This window comes from Streptomyces sp. NPDC019531, from assembly GCF_044903305.1.
Classification (GTDB): Bacteria; Actinomycetota; Actinomycetes; order Streptomycetales; family Streptomycetaceae; genus Streptomyces.
In genome coordinates, this window is the sequence record NZ_JBJDQL010000058.1 from 1 (window position 1) to 13,463 (window position 13,463).

Sequence of the window (13,463 nt, forward strand, 5' to 3'; positions counted from 1 at the left end):
CGCCCGTGAACGCCTTCGAGAAGGGCGTCGCAGCCCTCGCCCAGTACCGGGAGCGCACAGGCTCCGTGACCGTCCCACGGGGACACGCCGAGACGATCGTCGTCGACGGCACCGAGCACGCGATCAAACTCGGCGTGTGGATCATGAACCAGAAGACCCGCCGCACCAAACTCACCGCAGACAAACTCGCAGCCCTCGCCACGCTGGGGCTGGAATGGGCACAGCAGGGTTAAAGAGTGGGATAAGTTTGCGGTTAAGCGGGATAGGGTGCTGAGGTGAAGGTGCAGGGAAATGGCATCTGAGGAAGAACTGTTCGCGTCTGTCGACGCTCTGCTGAACGAGGAGCCGAGCCTGCCGCCTCCGGCGGAGCGCGCCCGGCTGCGTGAGGCCGCCGGCATCACCCAGGCACGGCTGGCCACCGCATTGAAGACCACGACCCAGTCGGTGAAGAACTGGGAGAACGGCCGCAGCGAGCCGAAGTCGCCGCGCCTGGATGCCTACCAGCGGCTGCTGAACGGGTGGGCGGCGAAGTACCCCACCCCCGGCACAGCCCCCTCGGTTGCCGGGACGGCGCCCGCGGTGTCCGGTGAACCAGTCGCATCCGCGGTGGAGACGGCAGACGCCCCGCAGGCTCCCGCCGTTGCATCCGCGGCGTCGGCGCGGCCCGCCACGCCCCGGCCCGCCGCGGCATCACGCCGCCCGGCACCCAAGAAGGCGGCACAGCCCGCCGTCGACCCGCGCTTCCCGCACGGGCCGCTCGCCGTGCTGGACGGGGACGGCTCCGCATACGGCGTCGACGGGCTCGTGCTGGACTGCCCCGCGACCACCGTGGTGGAGCTGGTGGAGTGGACACTGCGCGAGTCCGGCCTCGGCGCGCCAAAGCTCAACCGCTACGGCAAGGACTCCGACCCGCTGATCGTGCTCACCGCCGCGGCCGCCGGGAAACTCGGCCTCCCCGAGCGCCTGGAAGGCCACGAGCAGCGCCGCTCCCTACGCCTGCCCGAGGACCACCCGGTGGTCAAGCAGGTGGTGAAAGCGAAATGGCGTCTCACCCAGCGCGGGTTCGGCCCCTGGGCACGGATCTACCACAAGGCCCAGGGCCGCGAGCGGCAGTGCGTACAGCTCGCCATCCTGTCGTGGGACGCGCTCGATGAGCGGTCCTGGCCCGGCGTTGCGGAGATGGAGCCGGCCGACGTCGCCCGCGTTCTGGGCATCTACGCCCAGCGGGTCATCACCCCGCGGGGCTCCACCGCCGTCTCGGGCCTTGAGCTGATGACCGCCCTGCGCCCGCCCACCCGCGCGGTGCAGGACCCGCAGACGGGGAACTGGGTGCCCGGCCACAACCCCGGCTCACTGGGCACGGAGCCGATGGACCCGGCGCCGCCCGAGGCCACCCCCGAGCACCCCGTGGTCGTGGACTCCGGCTGGAGCGGCGGGTTCCTCAACGAGGAGGCGTACCAGTGGGTGCGCGACGTCAGCCTGCTGAGCGATGAGGAGTGCACGCTGCCGTACGCGGTCGGCCTGGATCTGAACACCGCGTTCCTCGCGGCCGCGGCCCGCCTGGTCGTCGGCCTGTCCGCCCCGGACCACTTCCGTGCCCCGACGTTCAACCCGAAGATCCCCGGCTCCTGGCTGGTCGACCTCTCCCACGTCGAGGTTGACCCCCGTCTGCCCTCGCCGTTCACCCCGGACGGTGAGCGACCGACGGGGCCTGCCTGGTACCAGACGCACACCGTCGCCTACGCCCAGGAACTCGGCTACAACGTCCGCCCTCTCGAGGCCTACCTGCGCCGCGAGACCGGCGCGTACCTCGACCCGTGGCACGACCGGTTGAAGGAGGCGTACCTCGACACCCTCGCCGACCTCGGCGTCACCAAGGAGCTCACCGACGCGGAGTTCCTCGCGGCGATGGAGCGGCACAAGGACGCCGACCCGGCCATGGCGGCCGTCCTCGCCGCGATCAAGGCCACCGTGAAGGGCGGCATCGGCAAACTCCGCGAACGCCCGCAGGGCAAGAAGTACAAGGAGGGCGAGCGGTGGCCGGCCCTCCAGCGGCCGACCTGGCGCCCCGACATCCGCGCCGCCGTCATCTCCAAAGCGCGGGTCAACATGCACCGCAAACTGCGCAACATGGCCACCATGACGGGCCTGTACCCGCTCGCCGTACTCTCCGACTGCGTCGTCTACCCCTCACCAGGGGACAGCCCGCTCGACTTCCTCCCGTACGCGGCGTCCGGCAAGCCGCAGCCAGGCGGGTTCCGTCTCGGGCCCACGCCGGGCCTGGCGAAGCTGGAGGGCGTGCAGTCGATGCTGTGGGCGGTCGACCTCATGGAACAGGGCTACAACCCCGCCCGCCACATCAAAGGCGGCGACGCCGTCCTCGACGAAGGCGAGTAGACCAGTGCCCAACACTGGCCTGACGCACATGACCTGGTTCCCGCTGGCCGACACCGACAGCCAGGACCCCACCGTCGAGAAGGGCTGAGCCGTGGCAGAGATCGAGGACGCCATCGAGCGGGCCGACCGGGAAAGCTTCACCCGCCAGCCGCCCAAGACGCTGAAGGGACAGATCGGCTACCTGATCAAGCAGCTCAAGACGACCCGGGCTGTCGCCGAGGAGATCGGCGTCAGCCGGCGGTCGGTGGAGCGCTACCGCAAGGGCGAACGCAAGCACCCGCCCCGCGCCATCGCCGAACGGATCGACGACGCCGTACGAGCCCGCTGGCAGCCCCAGGTCCGCAAACGCCGACAGCAACAAGCCGCCACCGCGACCGGAATCACCGTGGAAACCAGGGCCCGGTTCGGCTACACCGCACCCATCGGCACCACCGACGACGGACGCTTCCGCCGCCTCACCGTCCACCTCCCCCCCACCTACGCGCGACGCCTCTTCGACGCCCGTGACGCCGGAGCCGGCGACCAGCAGATGCGCCAAATCATCGCCGAAGGCTTCAAAGACATCTACTTCCAAGACAGCGGAAACCGCGCCATGGGACTCTCCGACGTCACCCTCAACGACATCGACTACCTCGACCTCGACTACTAATCAGCCCCCGAGCCGCAGGCCCAGCACCAGCGTGTTGAGCCAAAGCACGGTAGTTGTCACATAGGCAGCTTGTTGTCACCTGCGGGTTGATGGAGCGCGATAGGAGGCTGGTCAGAGCGTTCGATCTGCGCGTGCTTCGTTTGTCGGCGTCGGCTGAAGGATCCGAGCGACGCCCAGAGCGTTCGGCGCCGGGTCGCGAAGCTGAGCCCGGAACGCCGGGCGCAGCCGGCCGACCTCGGCATCCGCTGGTGATCGTCGTGAGGTAGTCGCCAGCGCTACTTGGCTGGTACGGGGAAAACGATGCCTACTGCGGTGCTTTGGCCTGACCGGCCGGCGTCCCGCAGCACGCACGGGGATGCCAGGCCCCTGACACCGGTGCAGGGCAAATGCGCGCTAGGTGGCGAGCAGGAGGCGGCTCGGTGGAGGCAGTCCTGCGTGTGGTGCCCGTGGTGGGCGAGACGGAACTGCTGCCCGACCCCGACGCTGCCTGGCAGCCGGGTGCAACACCAACCAGCTCAACCCACGTATCCTCCGGCGCCCGGTTTCGCGTAGACAACCACGTCAGCTACGGCAGTGGCGGCCAGAGGTGGCCGTCAAGCTGGGAACCTGGCTCGATATCTGCAGGCGCCGGGTTACCACGTTGGACGTGCAACGGCGCAGTGATTGGGCACTCCGGCGGCGCCTCGTGGTCTCTGCTCCAGTAACCGACTTCGCACGTTCACGTCTAGTACACACCTAGCTCGGGCTTACGATTTTCCTCCGACAGGCTGTAGTTGACCGCTGGCTGAGTGTGCACAGGGGTCCGCCGACACGATTGAGGGGGCGCCTTGGCAACGCTGGGCCACATGAAGGAACGCACGGTTGGCTTCTACGAAGTGGTTGTCACCAAAGAGGGGGAGGCGCAGCGGATCCCGGAATTGATGGACTGGGACGGGATGCTGGCTGACCTGTCTCGGGCGCCGGTAGCTGCGCGGAGTTTCGAGGGTGATTCGCAACTGGTGGGCACCGTCGTTACGTATGGCGAGCAAGATCATCTTCTTCTGCACCGTGTGAAGGACGCCGGCGAGTGGTTGTCCGTCCTGAACTTCGACACGGGTGACCTGCGCGAGTTGGAGCAGTCCGCTCAAGAGGGGTACCTCGACACGTCGGTGGTCTGCTTCCTGCCGTTCGGCAACGTGGTGGGCATCATGCAGGGCGGGGTGTCGGCACCTTCGCACAAGGCACTAGAGACGTGGCTGAACGGTATCCAGATGTTTCCCGGCAGCCAGCTTCAGATCCGGCCGGTGGTAACACACGCGGAGGTGGAGAAGCTGAAGACCGCTTCCGGTGCGAGCCGTGTAGAGGTCAAGATCATGGCGAACAAGATGGGCGCGCTGGCCAACCGTAGCGGCGGGCTTGCCCGGACCCTGCGTGTGGCTGGCGAAGCGTACGGCGAGATCAGCGTGACCATGATCATCTCAGTGCCGAAAAAGCGGGAGCTCAAGGAGCATCGTGAGCACCTTCTGGCCGACCTGGCAGCGATCTCTGATGTGGTCACTGGGGCCGAACGAGCCCGGGCCCGCCTGGTCTTCTCCGATCCTGGCGGACCTGAGCAGAGCCGTATGGTCGAACTGGTAGAACACAGCATCACGGCCAAAAAGCGCGTACCGGCTACAGATGCTGAAGGTAGGTCAATCCGGATTGTGTCAGCGGTGGATGCCATCCTTGGTGCAGCGGCCGAACACGAGGACGTTCTGCGACTCGCGGTGGACGCGAGGAGTTCGTGACCTGGGCGCTGACAGGGGGGGTCTGTGGGAGTACGCGATGCCATCGCGGATCGATGGGCGGAAAATCTCTGGATCGACTACTTGATAGCAGCAGGCGCTGTGTGCACTCATGTCCTGGTGATCCGCAAGAGCGGGTCGGGGGACTGGTTGTCCTGGATCGATTCATCTCAGCGAACAGATCTATACGCTGCTGCTGCCGGTACGGTTTCGGCGATCGGTGGCCTCAGCGCCATCGCGATCTCGATCTACACTGCGGCGAATGGTGAGCGTCTGCGCGCCGTACGCCAGCACCACCAGATCAGTCTCAGGCGTAGCTGGCGGAGCCTGCTGCAGGGCACCGCGCTGGTCTGCATTCTGCTGCTGGCCGCCCTAGGCCTGGATCGGAACAACGACCCCCTCTCCGCACGGTTCATCTTCGAGTTCGCCATGATCTTCGCGGCCCTGCGCTTCGCACGTCTGATCTGGCTGTTCGACAGGATGATGAGTGTGTCGGACGCGGATGCAACCGAACCGGCGCCCGTCGCAACACCTACGCGAGACCCAGACTGGCTACGGCGACGGCAGAACACACCCTGACCTCTACTCGGTCGGCGTCCGCACCCCGCTTCAGCGGCTTAAGGACGCCGACTTTCTACTGCCGTTCCCCACGTGGCCGACCGGAACTCAACTCAGCTGCACCAGCCCACGCAGCAGGTCGCGGCTTTCGGCTGGGCCGGGGCTGTGCTGCTGCAGCTCCTTCATCGCTCTCTCGTACTGGCGGACGTCCCCGGGCCTGTTCACATAGAGGGCGCTGGCAAGCTGCTCCACGTAGACCACATCCGAGACGTCGCTTTCCGGAAAGCTCAGGATGGTGAAGGCGCCGGACTCGCCCGAGTGGCCGCCGAAGCTGAAGGGCATGATCTGCAGGCGCACGTTAGGCAGCTCGGACATCTCGATCAGGTGCTGGAGCTGGTCACGCATCACCCCACGGTCACCGTAGGGGCGGCGCACGGCGACTTCGTCCAGGACGACGTGGAGTTCCAGGGCGTTCTCGGAGAAGAGGCGCTTCTGCCGCTCCAGACGCACCGTCAGCTGCCTCTCCACATCGGCCTCCGGCACCCGCTTCATGCCGCCCCGGATGACCGCGTGGGCATACGCCTCCGTCTGCAGCAGGCCGTGCACGAGCTGCACCTCGTAGGAGCGGACCAGCGAGGCCACGTTCTCCAGGCCGAAGTACGTTGGGAACCAGTTGGGCAGCCCGTCCGAGTAGTTGTCCCACCAGCCGGCGCTGGCGATCGCCTGTACGGCGCGGGCCCGATAGGCCGGCGTGCGGGCGCGCAGTTCGCGGGCCCCGCGGCTCCCCAGGGACGTTCCCTCCAGCAGCTCGTTGAAGTCGTCGTTCCGGTCAGCCATGGAAGCCTCTTTCTTCGCGCTGCTTCGCCTTCGTCCGCCACCGGTACAACAGCCCTTCGACCGCGCGAATCGACGTGGCGTCCACGAGCTGCTGGATCTCCTCCTGGGTATAGCCGTCGATCGTCAGGGCGACGGCGGCCCGGGTCCGCGGGTCGCCGATGTCCCGGACCTCTTGGAGAACGCGCAGCCTGCCCAGCACATCGTCGGCGACGCCCCGCACCACGAGCCTGTCCTCGGTGGCGATCTCCTCGGTGGCCCGGCCGCGGTGCCACCGCTTCTGCTGCACGCGATGGCGCCGGTACTCGTTGGGGAACTCGTAGGCGGAGGCCCCCATGAAGTACGTGGCGATGCTGGCGCCGCCCTCGGCCCGCCACCCGGTCTCGACCAGGGCACGCTGCCGGAAGACCGGAAGGGCCCGGGCGACGGTCATCATCGCCAGCTCCTCGCGCAGATCGCTGTCGTGGGCCAGTTCCTCAAGCTCCAGCTCATGCGGCTTGAGGTCGAAGCCGCGCGCGGCGACGAGCTTGAACACGTAGCCGGAGTACAGCCAGCCCCGCAACACTGAGATCCCGTACCGGGCGAGCTCCTCCTCGAAACGGTCGTAGTGGGCCCCGGCGAAGCCGCTCTCGGACAACAGCCTCACCATCTGCTGGTCGGCCATCCGTCGGTCCAGGTTCTCCTGCAGCTTCTTGGCCTGCCGTGCTTCGACGGGGTTCATCTCCCGCTGGGCTTCGAGAGGCACGGGCGCGCCGAGAGGCAGCCCCTGCTCGCCTACAACAGGTTGTAGGTGCCGGGCGCGCGCGGCGGCGGACCCTCGGCCCGCCGCCTCGTCGTCGCCCCTCATTGCCTCCCCTTCCGGTTGTCGCCGCCGCCCCCGAACAGCACGGGGCCGGCTCCGTCCCCTGCCGCCCCAGCCCGTCGCAAGCTTCCGAACTGGTCCGGCAGAGCACGAAGACGACCCCTTGTAAGTCGTCCGTCGTCGGGCACCCCACGGACTTTTTCAAGATTTTTTCGGGCGGGTCGCAACGCAGAAATCAACCGTGGGGTGGCGACCCGACCGCGACGTATGAGCGGACACCAGCATCGCCAACAACCTCTGGAGAGCACGTGAGTTCGCCTGTCCCACCGCCGCCGGAACCACCCTTCATCAGCATGCACACGACCGTCATCCTCCTGACGGCAACCGTCATCGGGCAGGTCATCGGCGGGCTGACCTTCCTCTCGGACTTCTCCGCCCCCGGAGCAGTCCTGGCAGGGCTGGGAGCCGGCGGCCTCAGCGTGCCCGTGCTGTGCCATCTGATCCGCTGACGTCGGCGTCTGCGCTATTGCGCGGGCCGCCCTGCCCGCCTACCGGCCGTGGGCTGCGTCCAGGACCTCGATCCGGTGCGCCTGGAACGGACCGACGGTCGCGGGGGCCCGGGCGGTCGCGTTGCCGCGTGGGCACCGTTCCGCAAAAGATCTTGACTTCGGCGGTACCCGGTGCGGGGTGTTCACTCGATGAACAGGGTGCAGGCAGGTGAGGTCGAGGAACAGGGCGGTGGAGAAGGTGCACGAGATGCTGGCGCCCGAGGGGGTGATCGCCCTCCTGGCAGCGGTGGTCGCCGTCGGGGTGCGGGAGTGGAGGCGGGTGCAGTTGGCCCGTGAGAAGCGCCGCGTGCGGGAGCAGGAGCTGTTGGCTGCAATGGTGGCCGATGTCGCGGGTGGCCGCAGGGACGTCCACGTGCACCATGGTGGTGGCGCCGGGGCCTGGTCCTTGACCGGCACCAGGCACGGTGAAGAGCGGGCAGTTCTGGCAGCGGACGGTCGTACGGCACCGGCGAGGCGGCGCCGGTGACCATGCAAAATCATTCGGACATGCTGCTCGGCCTCGACCAAGTCGAGGCCGACAGGCCGATCGTCGGCGCACCAGTGGTCGACGAGGCGATGCTCGCCGACTTCTACGAGACGCACGTGGACAAGCTGTTCAGGTTCCTGGCCGGTAAGGTCGGCCGGGACGACGGCGGGGAGCTTCTCAGCCAGGTCTTCGAGGAGTTCTTCGCGTGGTGGCCGGAGCATCCCGAGCACCCCAAACCGGTGGCGACGCTGTACCGCATCGCTCGGTGTCGTCTCAACGACTACCTTCGCTGCCACGGACGGGTCGAGACCTTCGAAGCCGAGGAGCTCGCCGAGGCCGCGGCCGAGGGCGCCCACCACGACGAGCTCGCCGATGTTGTCCGGCGTGTCGACCTCGCCGCCGCTCTACGAGAGCTGACCGAGCGTGAACGGCAGGCCTTGGGGCTCCATTACGTGGTCGATCTTCCCGTGAAGGACTGCGCCGAGGTCATGGAAGTCGGCATCGACAACATGAAGAAGATCCTGAAGACGGCGTTGCACAAGCTGCGCCGCTCACCCCTTATGGAGAGCTACCAGATCGTCAGCACGGCGAAGGAGGCGCACCGGTGAATCCCATCTCCCCCCAGGACGGTGAGCGGCACGAGGCCCTCCACCTGAGTACCGCCGAGAAGGCGGACGGCTTCGCCGCGGTCATGAAGCGGCTGAAGGGACGCAGCGAGCAGGAGCGTGCCCGGCTGCGGGCACAGGCGGATGCCGCGATCCTCGGCCACGAGGCATACGCGCTGGGCCATGAGAACCTCCGGCGCAACAACTACGTCGCTGCCAAGCGGTGGCTGCGCGTGGCCGCCGAACACGGCGTCCCCGGCGCCGAGCAGGCGCTCGAGGAGATCGAAGCAGGTCCGGCGGTCGAGGAATCTGCCCACCCGGTCACCGTCGAGGTCACGCCGGATGCGGATCTGTGCGCGACCGGCGCCTCGCATGCTGTCCCGCTTGACGTGGAGAAGTGGGCCTCGCTCCTGCACACCTGGACGCAGGCCGGCCTGGCGATGGACGCTGCCCGGGCTGAAGCGCGGCAGATCCTCGACCAGGCCCGCAGCACGGCCGACGAACTGGTCACCACAGCACGCGAGGAGGCGAACCGCGCACGAAACGAGGCCCGCGACCAGATCGCTGCGGACCACCGCGCCACCGCACAACTCCTGTACGACGCACAGCAGTTGCAGCATGAGGCCAAGCTGCTCATGCAGAAAGCACGCCGTGCTGCCGAAGCACCTACCGGTGCAAGGAAAGCCTGGCCGGTCCTCATCGATGATTCACCGCACCATGCTCAGGTGATCCCCTTCAGCTTGAGCGGTCGGCCCGATGGTGTGCGCGATGAACGAGAACAGCAGTCCTCTGCGCTGGTGATGGACGGCGCAATGCAGCACCTCTTGTGGACCTCCTCCAGCGTGTGCACGATGCAGTTTGGGGCGTTGGCGTACTTCGACGAAATCCTCAAGGCCTGCGATCGGGCAAGGGACAGCCTGCCCGAGCGTGCTGGCGTCGAAGCAGGCGAGGGCGGGTGGCTGCGCCGGCACTCTGTACTCACGAGGCAAACAGAAAGCCTGCGCCGGTTGTGGTCTGCCATCTTCCACAACGGATCGATGCGTCTTAGGTCCGAGGTGCGTCCGCTGAGCGATGTCGATCTCGTATTCTCCCTCGCAACCACCGTGCAGCTACGGCCCGAATGCCGGACCGCTACTGAAGCGACATCGTCACAGAACTCCAGGAACACCGCACGCTGGGTCAGCACCGGATATGAGGTTGCTTCGGCAACCTCCGATCCCGACCAGCTGCGCAACGAGGCGCACCTCAAAATCCTTTGGGTTACCGACAGCTGTGTAGAGCCAAGGGACGACAACGACACGGCATTGGAGGCCATCAGCTCTGACGAAACAGCACCCGCCGCACCTCGGTAACGCCGCATTACGCGCCATACAGCGCAGATGGCCAAACCCTGGCACCTGTGGGCCTGCTCAGGAAGCGAAGTTGGGTGTGGCAACGCCCCATCAAGGCCGGTGACAGTCGCCGCCACGAGGGCGTCTTTCGGCGTGTCTCCGACACGAACACCGGCGGCCGAACTGCAGTAGGAGCAGGCGCCCTTCGGAGCCAAGGAAAGTGGGTACGCGCGCGACGGCACGGATGAACGAGCGCAGTGCCTCCGCTGGTCGGTGATCACCGACGACGGTGGGCTCTCGCGGAGGGTGGCATGGAATGTCTGCCGACGCTGCTCGACCGTCAGCGCACGCCCATAGCGCTCCTCGACCCAGCCGACCGCCTGAAGGCGCGCGGCCGGGGCTGTCGACGCGTTCGCCCAGGCAGGTCTCCAACACGGGCCCACGCGCCCCTTCAGCATGCGGGTCGGTGTTGAGCGCAGAACATATTGCCTGCACGCATCACGCCCGCAACGCAGGTGCGGTCGGCCTTCCAGCTGGTGCTGCGTAAGTCGTTTTACGCAGCACCAGCCCTACTCGCACCGTCCTGGTCGCGCCAACTCTCCTATCGCCGTCTCCAACGCGTTCAGCGCCGGCAGCAGATGTGGGGGCTCAGCGCCGTATGGGACGAGATTGCTGGCTGCTCCGAGGAAGACTCTCAGGTCAGCATCCGCGGCGGACAGCAACGCAGATCCCTCGGGCGAGGAGATCCGGATGAAGATTCTCCGTGCCTCGTGCCCGGGCCATACGGCGACATCGCCTAGTCCGCTCCTGCGTTCCAGGCCTTGTCTCAGCAGGTCCCGGGCAAAGATCCATACCGTTTCGTCCCTGTCACCTGCCCGGAAGCGTGCTTCGACTGCGTACGGATCAGATACGCGGTAGGTCAGCCGGGTCGGCAAGCTTGATGTCAGCGCTAGTGACTCACGTTCATCGAGGTGGAACAACATAGGTAGCTCTGCGGACAGTGCACGCACCCCGTCAGCCAGTGTTTGCCGCAGCCTCATACGGGTTCCGGCTGGCTGTCCCAGGTCGCATCCCGCCACGCTTGTCTCTTGGACCTGGTGACGATCGCGCGGTGTGCTGTCCGCTTGCGGGACCAGCAGTCCGCCGTCAACTACCGCATAGGCGCAGGTGGTGAAACGCGAGATCAGCAGGCGTGTCACTGGTGTGGGGCACATGGGCAACTCTGTGGTCGCCGCGCTGCCCAGTGATTGGTCGTACTGCAGATGCGGCTCGATGAGATGCCGCAGATTCCACACACCCTGCGGATATCGCCCCGGGCGCACGGCATGGCGGCCAGGCACCATGCATGTCTCGACGTCTGGCCAGAGCAACTGCGTGACCTGCAGACCTGCGGCCGTGACGGTCGGGACCGTCTGTGCTCCCGCACTTGGGCAGCCGATGGATGCGGCCAACCCAGCCAAAGCGTCCTGGCGCTTGAAGAGGGTGTCGATCCCATCGCCATGAGCGCTGCCCTCCTGGGAACTTCCAGCCCCCACACCTTCATCGGACGCGCCTGGCAGCCAGCCTGATTCGATCCGCGCAAGCAAAGCGTCCGCGCGCCTGAAGAGGGTGAAAATCCCATCGCCGTAAGCGATGCCTTTCTGGGAACTGCCAGCCCTCACAGCTTCATCGAGCGCGCCCGTCAGCCACAATGTGCTTCGCAGACCATCTGGTGATGGTTCGGCCCACGCCCATCGTGCGAGCGATGGCCGTCCGCTGCGGGGACTCGAGTCACCGAAAGCGGAGAGAGCTGCCAAGATGCTGCTCTTCCCAGCACGCATCGCCCCATGCAGGACCACGTACACCGGCCATGCTTCCTGCGGCATTGCTTCCCAGACAGCGGGCACTTGAGGCTGGCTGTCGGCTGTGTCGTCTGTTCGTGGGTGCGAGGTATCACCGGGCATGGCGAGGGTCCTTCGCTGCCGGCGGACGGCCTGCGCCATACGGCTTCGTGCCGTGACGGGAATGTCGCCGGTCGCGGCGACCACGTACGGGGCACCCAGGCTGGACGTGTCGAGCAGCGCGTCGAATTCTTCATCGGTCGCAGCGAGGTGGTCCATGGGTTCGTCCTTCCGGACGGTCATCGTGCTCCCCCTTCCCCGAGGTCGGACTTCTCGGCCAGGTCGGTGAGGAGGCGGGTGCGGAGCCGGCCGATGCGGCCCTCCAGCGCCTTTTCGCTCAGCCCAACCTCGGCGGCTGCCTGCTGCTGGGTGTAGCCCAGCGCGCGCAGGGCGAGGCCTCTGCGGACCTTGGTATCGGTGACGTACGGGAGGATGCGCTTGATTTCGTCGTGGGTGGCTGCGGCGTAGAAGGGGTCGGTAGCGCGCTGATCGGGGATATCCCGCTCGCTGGACGCTCCGTCCGGGTCGCTGAGGGGCAGGTCCAGCTCAGCCTGCCCCATCTGCACGCCGCGGAACCAGCGGATATAGACGGTGCGGAAGGAGCGGATGGAGGCACCGACGAAGTAGGTGGACAGGCTGGCGCCGCCGCTGGGGTTCCACTTGCCGCGGATGAGGCCGTGCTCGAGGAAGAGATCCAGGCCGGCGACCACGGTCTCGGTGGCCACCTCGGAGCGGGCGTCGGCGTCCCAGTCGGGCGCGGTCATATGGAGCGGGACGGGCCGGCCGGCCCGGCGGGCGTGGGCGAAGATCTCGCCGGTGCCCGTCCACTTGTTGATGGTGAGCCAGCCGTACTCCATCAGCCGGGTGGCGGTCTTCTCGTAGCGCGGGCCCTGGAAGTTGTCAGCGCGCAGGATGTCAACGATGCGGGCGTCGGCGGCACGGCGCGCGGAGCGGCCGGCTTCGTCGTGCACCGTAGTGGCGAGCGTGTGCTCCAGGCTCAGCAGGCCCTCGGTGCTGAGCTCCTCGAGCTCGTGGTCCTCCTGCAAGAGACCTTGCGGGGCACCCCCCTGGCACGTCTCATCCGGCACACTCGCTCCCTTGCGCTCTGCCGCCCCCGTGGGCCCGTTTCCAGCCTGTCGCGGATGTCATAGGCGCCGACCGCAGATCTCCCCTCGCTCACCCCACAAGAAAATTGTGTGACTCACGCCACACCTTCAGGGGCGAGGGGAGAACTGCCGCCGACAGCTAGAGCATTCACGACAGCAGGCCCGGCCCGGGCCGAAATCCCGTCAAGAGGAACGGAGTTCACCATGACCCAGAACACCCAGCAGAACGACAGCGGGCCGCTGCTCGGCCTGCGCAGCACCCTCGTGCTGCTGCTCGGCGTCCTCACCGGCATCGGCGCCGGCGTGCTGACATACCTCGCACAGCGCTCACTGCCCGCCGCCACCCTCGCCGCGGGCGCCGGCTTCGGAGCCGGCGTGATGTTCTTCCACGCCATCATCGGCTGACCCCGCCACGAACCGGGGGGTGGTGGGGGGGGGGGGGGGGCGGGGAGCGGGGGCCCCCCCCCCCCCCCCCCCCCAAACGGCCCCCGGGCCCCCAAAAG

At 67.3% G+C, this 13,463-nt stretch carries 14 protein-coding genes; 10 read left to right on the forward strand and 4 right to left on the reverse strand.

What is annotated here, in order from left to right; genetic code table 11:
• The 5 genes from ACI2L1_RS39965 to ACI2L1_RS39985 form a co-directional block, all read left to right on the forward strand.
• The coding region (locus ACI2L1_RS39965) for a helicase associated domain-containing protein (protein WP_404744371.1) at nucleotides 1-233 on the forward strand (233 nt) is incomplete at its 5' end.
• Between the two features lie 58 nt (nucleotides 234-291).
• Nucleotides 292-2,397, forward strand: a complete 2,106-nt coding sequence (gene tap / locus ACI2L1_RS39970; RefSeq protein WP_404744372.1) for a telomere-associated protein Tap — start codon at nucleotides 292-294, stop codon at nucleotides 2,395-2,397.
• 91 nt (nucleotides 2,398-2,488) lie between these two features.
• Complete coding sequence (gene tpg / locus ACI2L1_RS39975) at nucleotides 2,489-3,046, forward strand: telomere-protecting terminal protein Tpg (protein WP_404744373.1); 558 nt, start codon at nucleotides 2,489-2,491, stop codon at nucleotides 3,044-3,046.
• An 845-nt stretch (nucleotides 3,047-3,891) separates the two neighbouring features.
• Nucleotides 3,892-4,812 carry a hypothetical protein gene (locus ACI2L1_RS39980; protein ID WP_404744374.1) on the forward strand — a complete coding sequence of 307 codons (921 nt, stop codon included), beginning with the start codon at nucleotides 3,892-3,894 and terminating at the stop codon, nucleotides 4,810-4,812.
• 117 nt (nucleotides 4,813-4,929) lie between these two features.
• The gene (locus ACI2L1_RS39985; RefSeq protein WP_404744375.1) at nucleotides 4,930-5,388 is read left to right on the forward strand and encodes a hypothetical protein; all 459 of its coding nucleotides are present in this window, start codon (nucleotides 4,930-4,932) and stop codon (nucleotides 5,386-5,388) included.
• An 87-nt stretch (nucleotides 5,389-5,475) separates the two neighbouring features.
• On the opposite strand, the gene ACI2L1_RS39990 is transcribed toward ACI2L1_RS39985, so the two are convergent.
• Entirely contained in the window at nucleotides 5,476-6,204 is a 729-nt protein-coding gene (locus ACI2L1_RS39990) for a DUF5753 domain-containing protein (RefSeq protein ID WP_404744376.1), read from the reverse strand.
• On the reverse strand, nucleotides 6,197-7,048 hold the full coding sequence (locus tag ACI2L1_RS39995; protein ID WP_404744377.1) for a hypothetical protein: 852 nt from the start codon (nucleotides 7,046-7,048) through the stop codon (nucleotides 6,197-6,199). Before ACI2L1_RS39995 ends, ACI2L1_RS39990 begins: the two co-directional genes overlap by 8 nt.
• A gap of 308 nt (nucleotides 7,049-7,356) precedes the next feature.
• On the opposite strand from ACI2L1_RS39995, the gene ACI2L1_RS40000 reads away from it, so the two are divergent.
• From ACI2L1_RS40000 to ACI2L1_RS40015, 4 genes are all read left to right on the forward strand, one after another.
• Nucleotides 7,357-7,512 (forward strand): hypothetical protein, encoded by a 156-nt coding sequence (locus tag ACI2L1_RS40000; protein WP_404744378.1) that lies wholly within the window; start codon nucleotides 7,357-7,359, stop codon nucleotides 7,510-7,512.
• A 229-nt stretch (nucleotides 7,513-7,741) separates the two neighbouring features.
• Nucleotides 7,742-8,038, forward strand: coding sequence for a hypothetical protein (locus ACI2L1_RS40005; RefSeq protein ID WP_404744379.1), 297 nt, complete (start codon nucleotides 7,742-7,744; stop codon nucleotides 8,036-8,038).
• Nucleotides 8,039-8,058: 20 nt separating this feature from the next.
• Entirely contained in the window at nucleotides 8,059-8,646 is a 588-nt protein-coding gene (locus tag ACI2L1_RS40010) for an RNA polymerase sigma factor (protein WP_404744380.1), read from the forward strand.
• A complete protein-coding gene (locus ACI2L1_RS40015) occupies nucleotides 8,643-9,995 on the forward strand; it encodes a hypothetical protein (RefSeq protein ID WP_404744381.1) in 1,353 nt (450 codons plus the stop codon). Before ACI2L1_RS40010 ends, ACI2L1_RS40015 begins: the two co-directional genes overlap by 4 nt.
• Nucleotides 9,996-10,543: 548 nt before the next feature.
• Here the strand turns inward: ACI2L1_RS40015 and ACI2L1_RS40020 are convergent.
• Nucleotides 10,544-12,097: an SsgA family sporulation/cell division regulator gene (locus tag ACI2L1_RS40020; protein ID WP_404744382.1), complete on the reverse strand. Its 1,554-nt coding sequence runs from the start codon at nucleotides 12,095-12,097 to the stop codon at nucleotides 10,544-10,546.
• The gene (locus tag ACI2L1_RS40025; RefSeq protein ID WP_404744383.1) at nucleotides 12,094-12,900 is read right to left on the reverse strand and encodes a hypothetical protein; all 807 of its coding nucleotides are present in this window, start codon (nucleotides 12,898-12,900) and stop codon (nucleotides 12,094-12,096) included. The genes ACI2L1_RS40020 and ACI2L1_RS40025 overlap by 4 nt, the downstream gene beginning before the upstream one ends.
• A gap of 264 nt (nucleotides 12,901-13,164) precedes the next feature.
• Here ACI2L1_RS40025 and ACI2L1_RS40030 point away from each other — a divergent pair, with 264 nt between their 5' ends.
• Entirely contained in the window at nucleotides 13,165-13,365 is a 201-nt protein-coding gene (locus tag ACI2L1_RS40030) for a hypothetical protein (RefSeq protein WP_404744384.1), read from the forward strand.
• The last annotated feature ends 98 nt before the right edge of the window (nucleotides 13,366-13,463 follow it).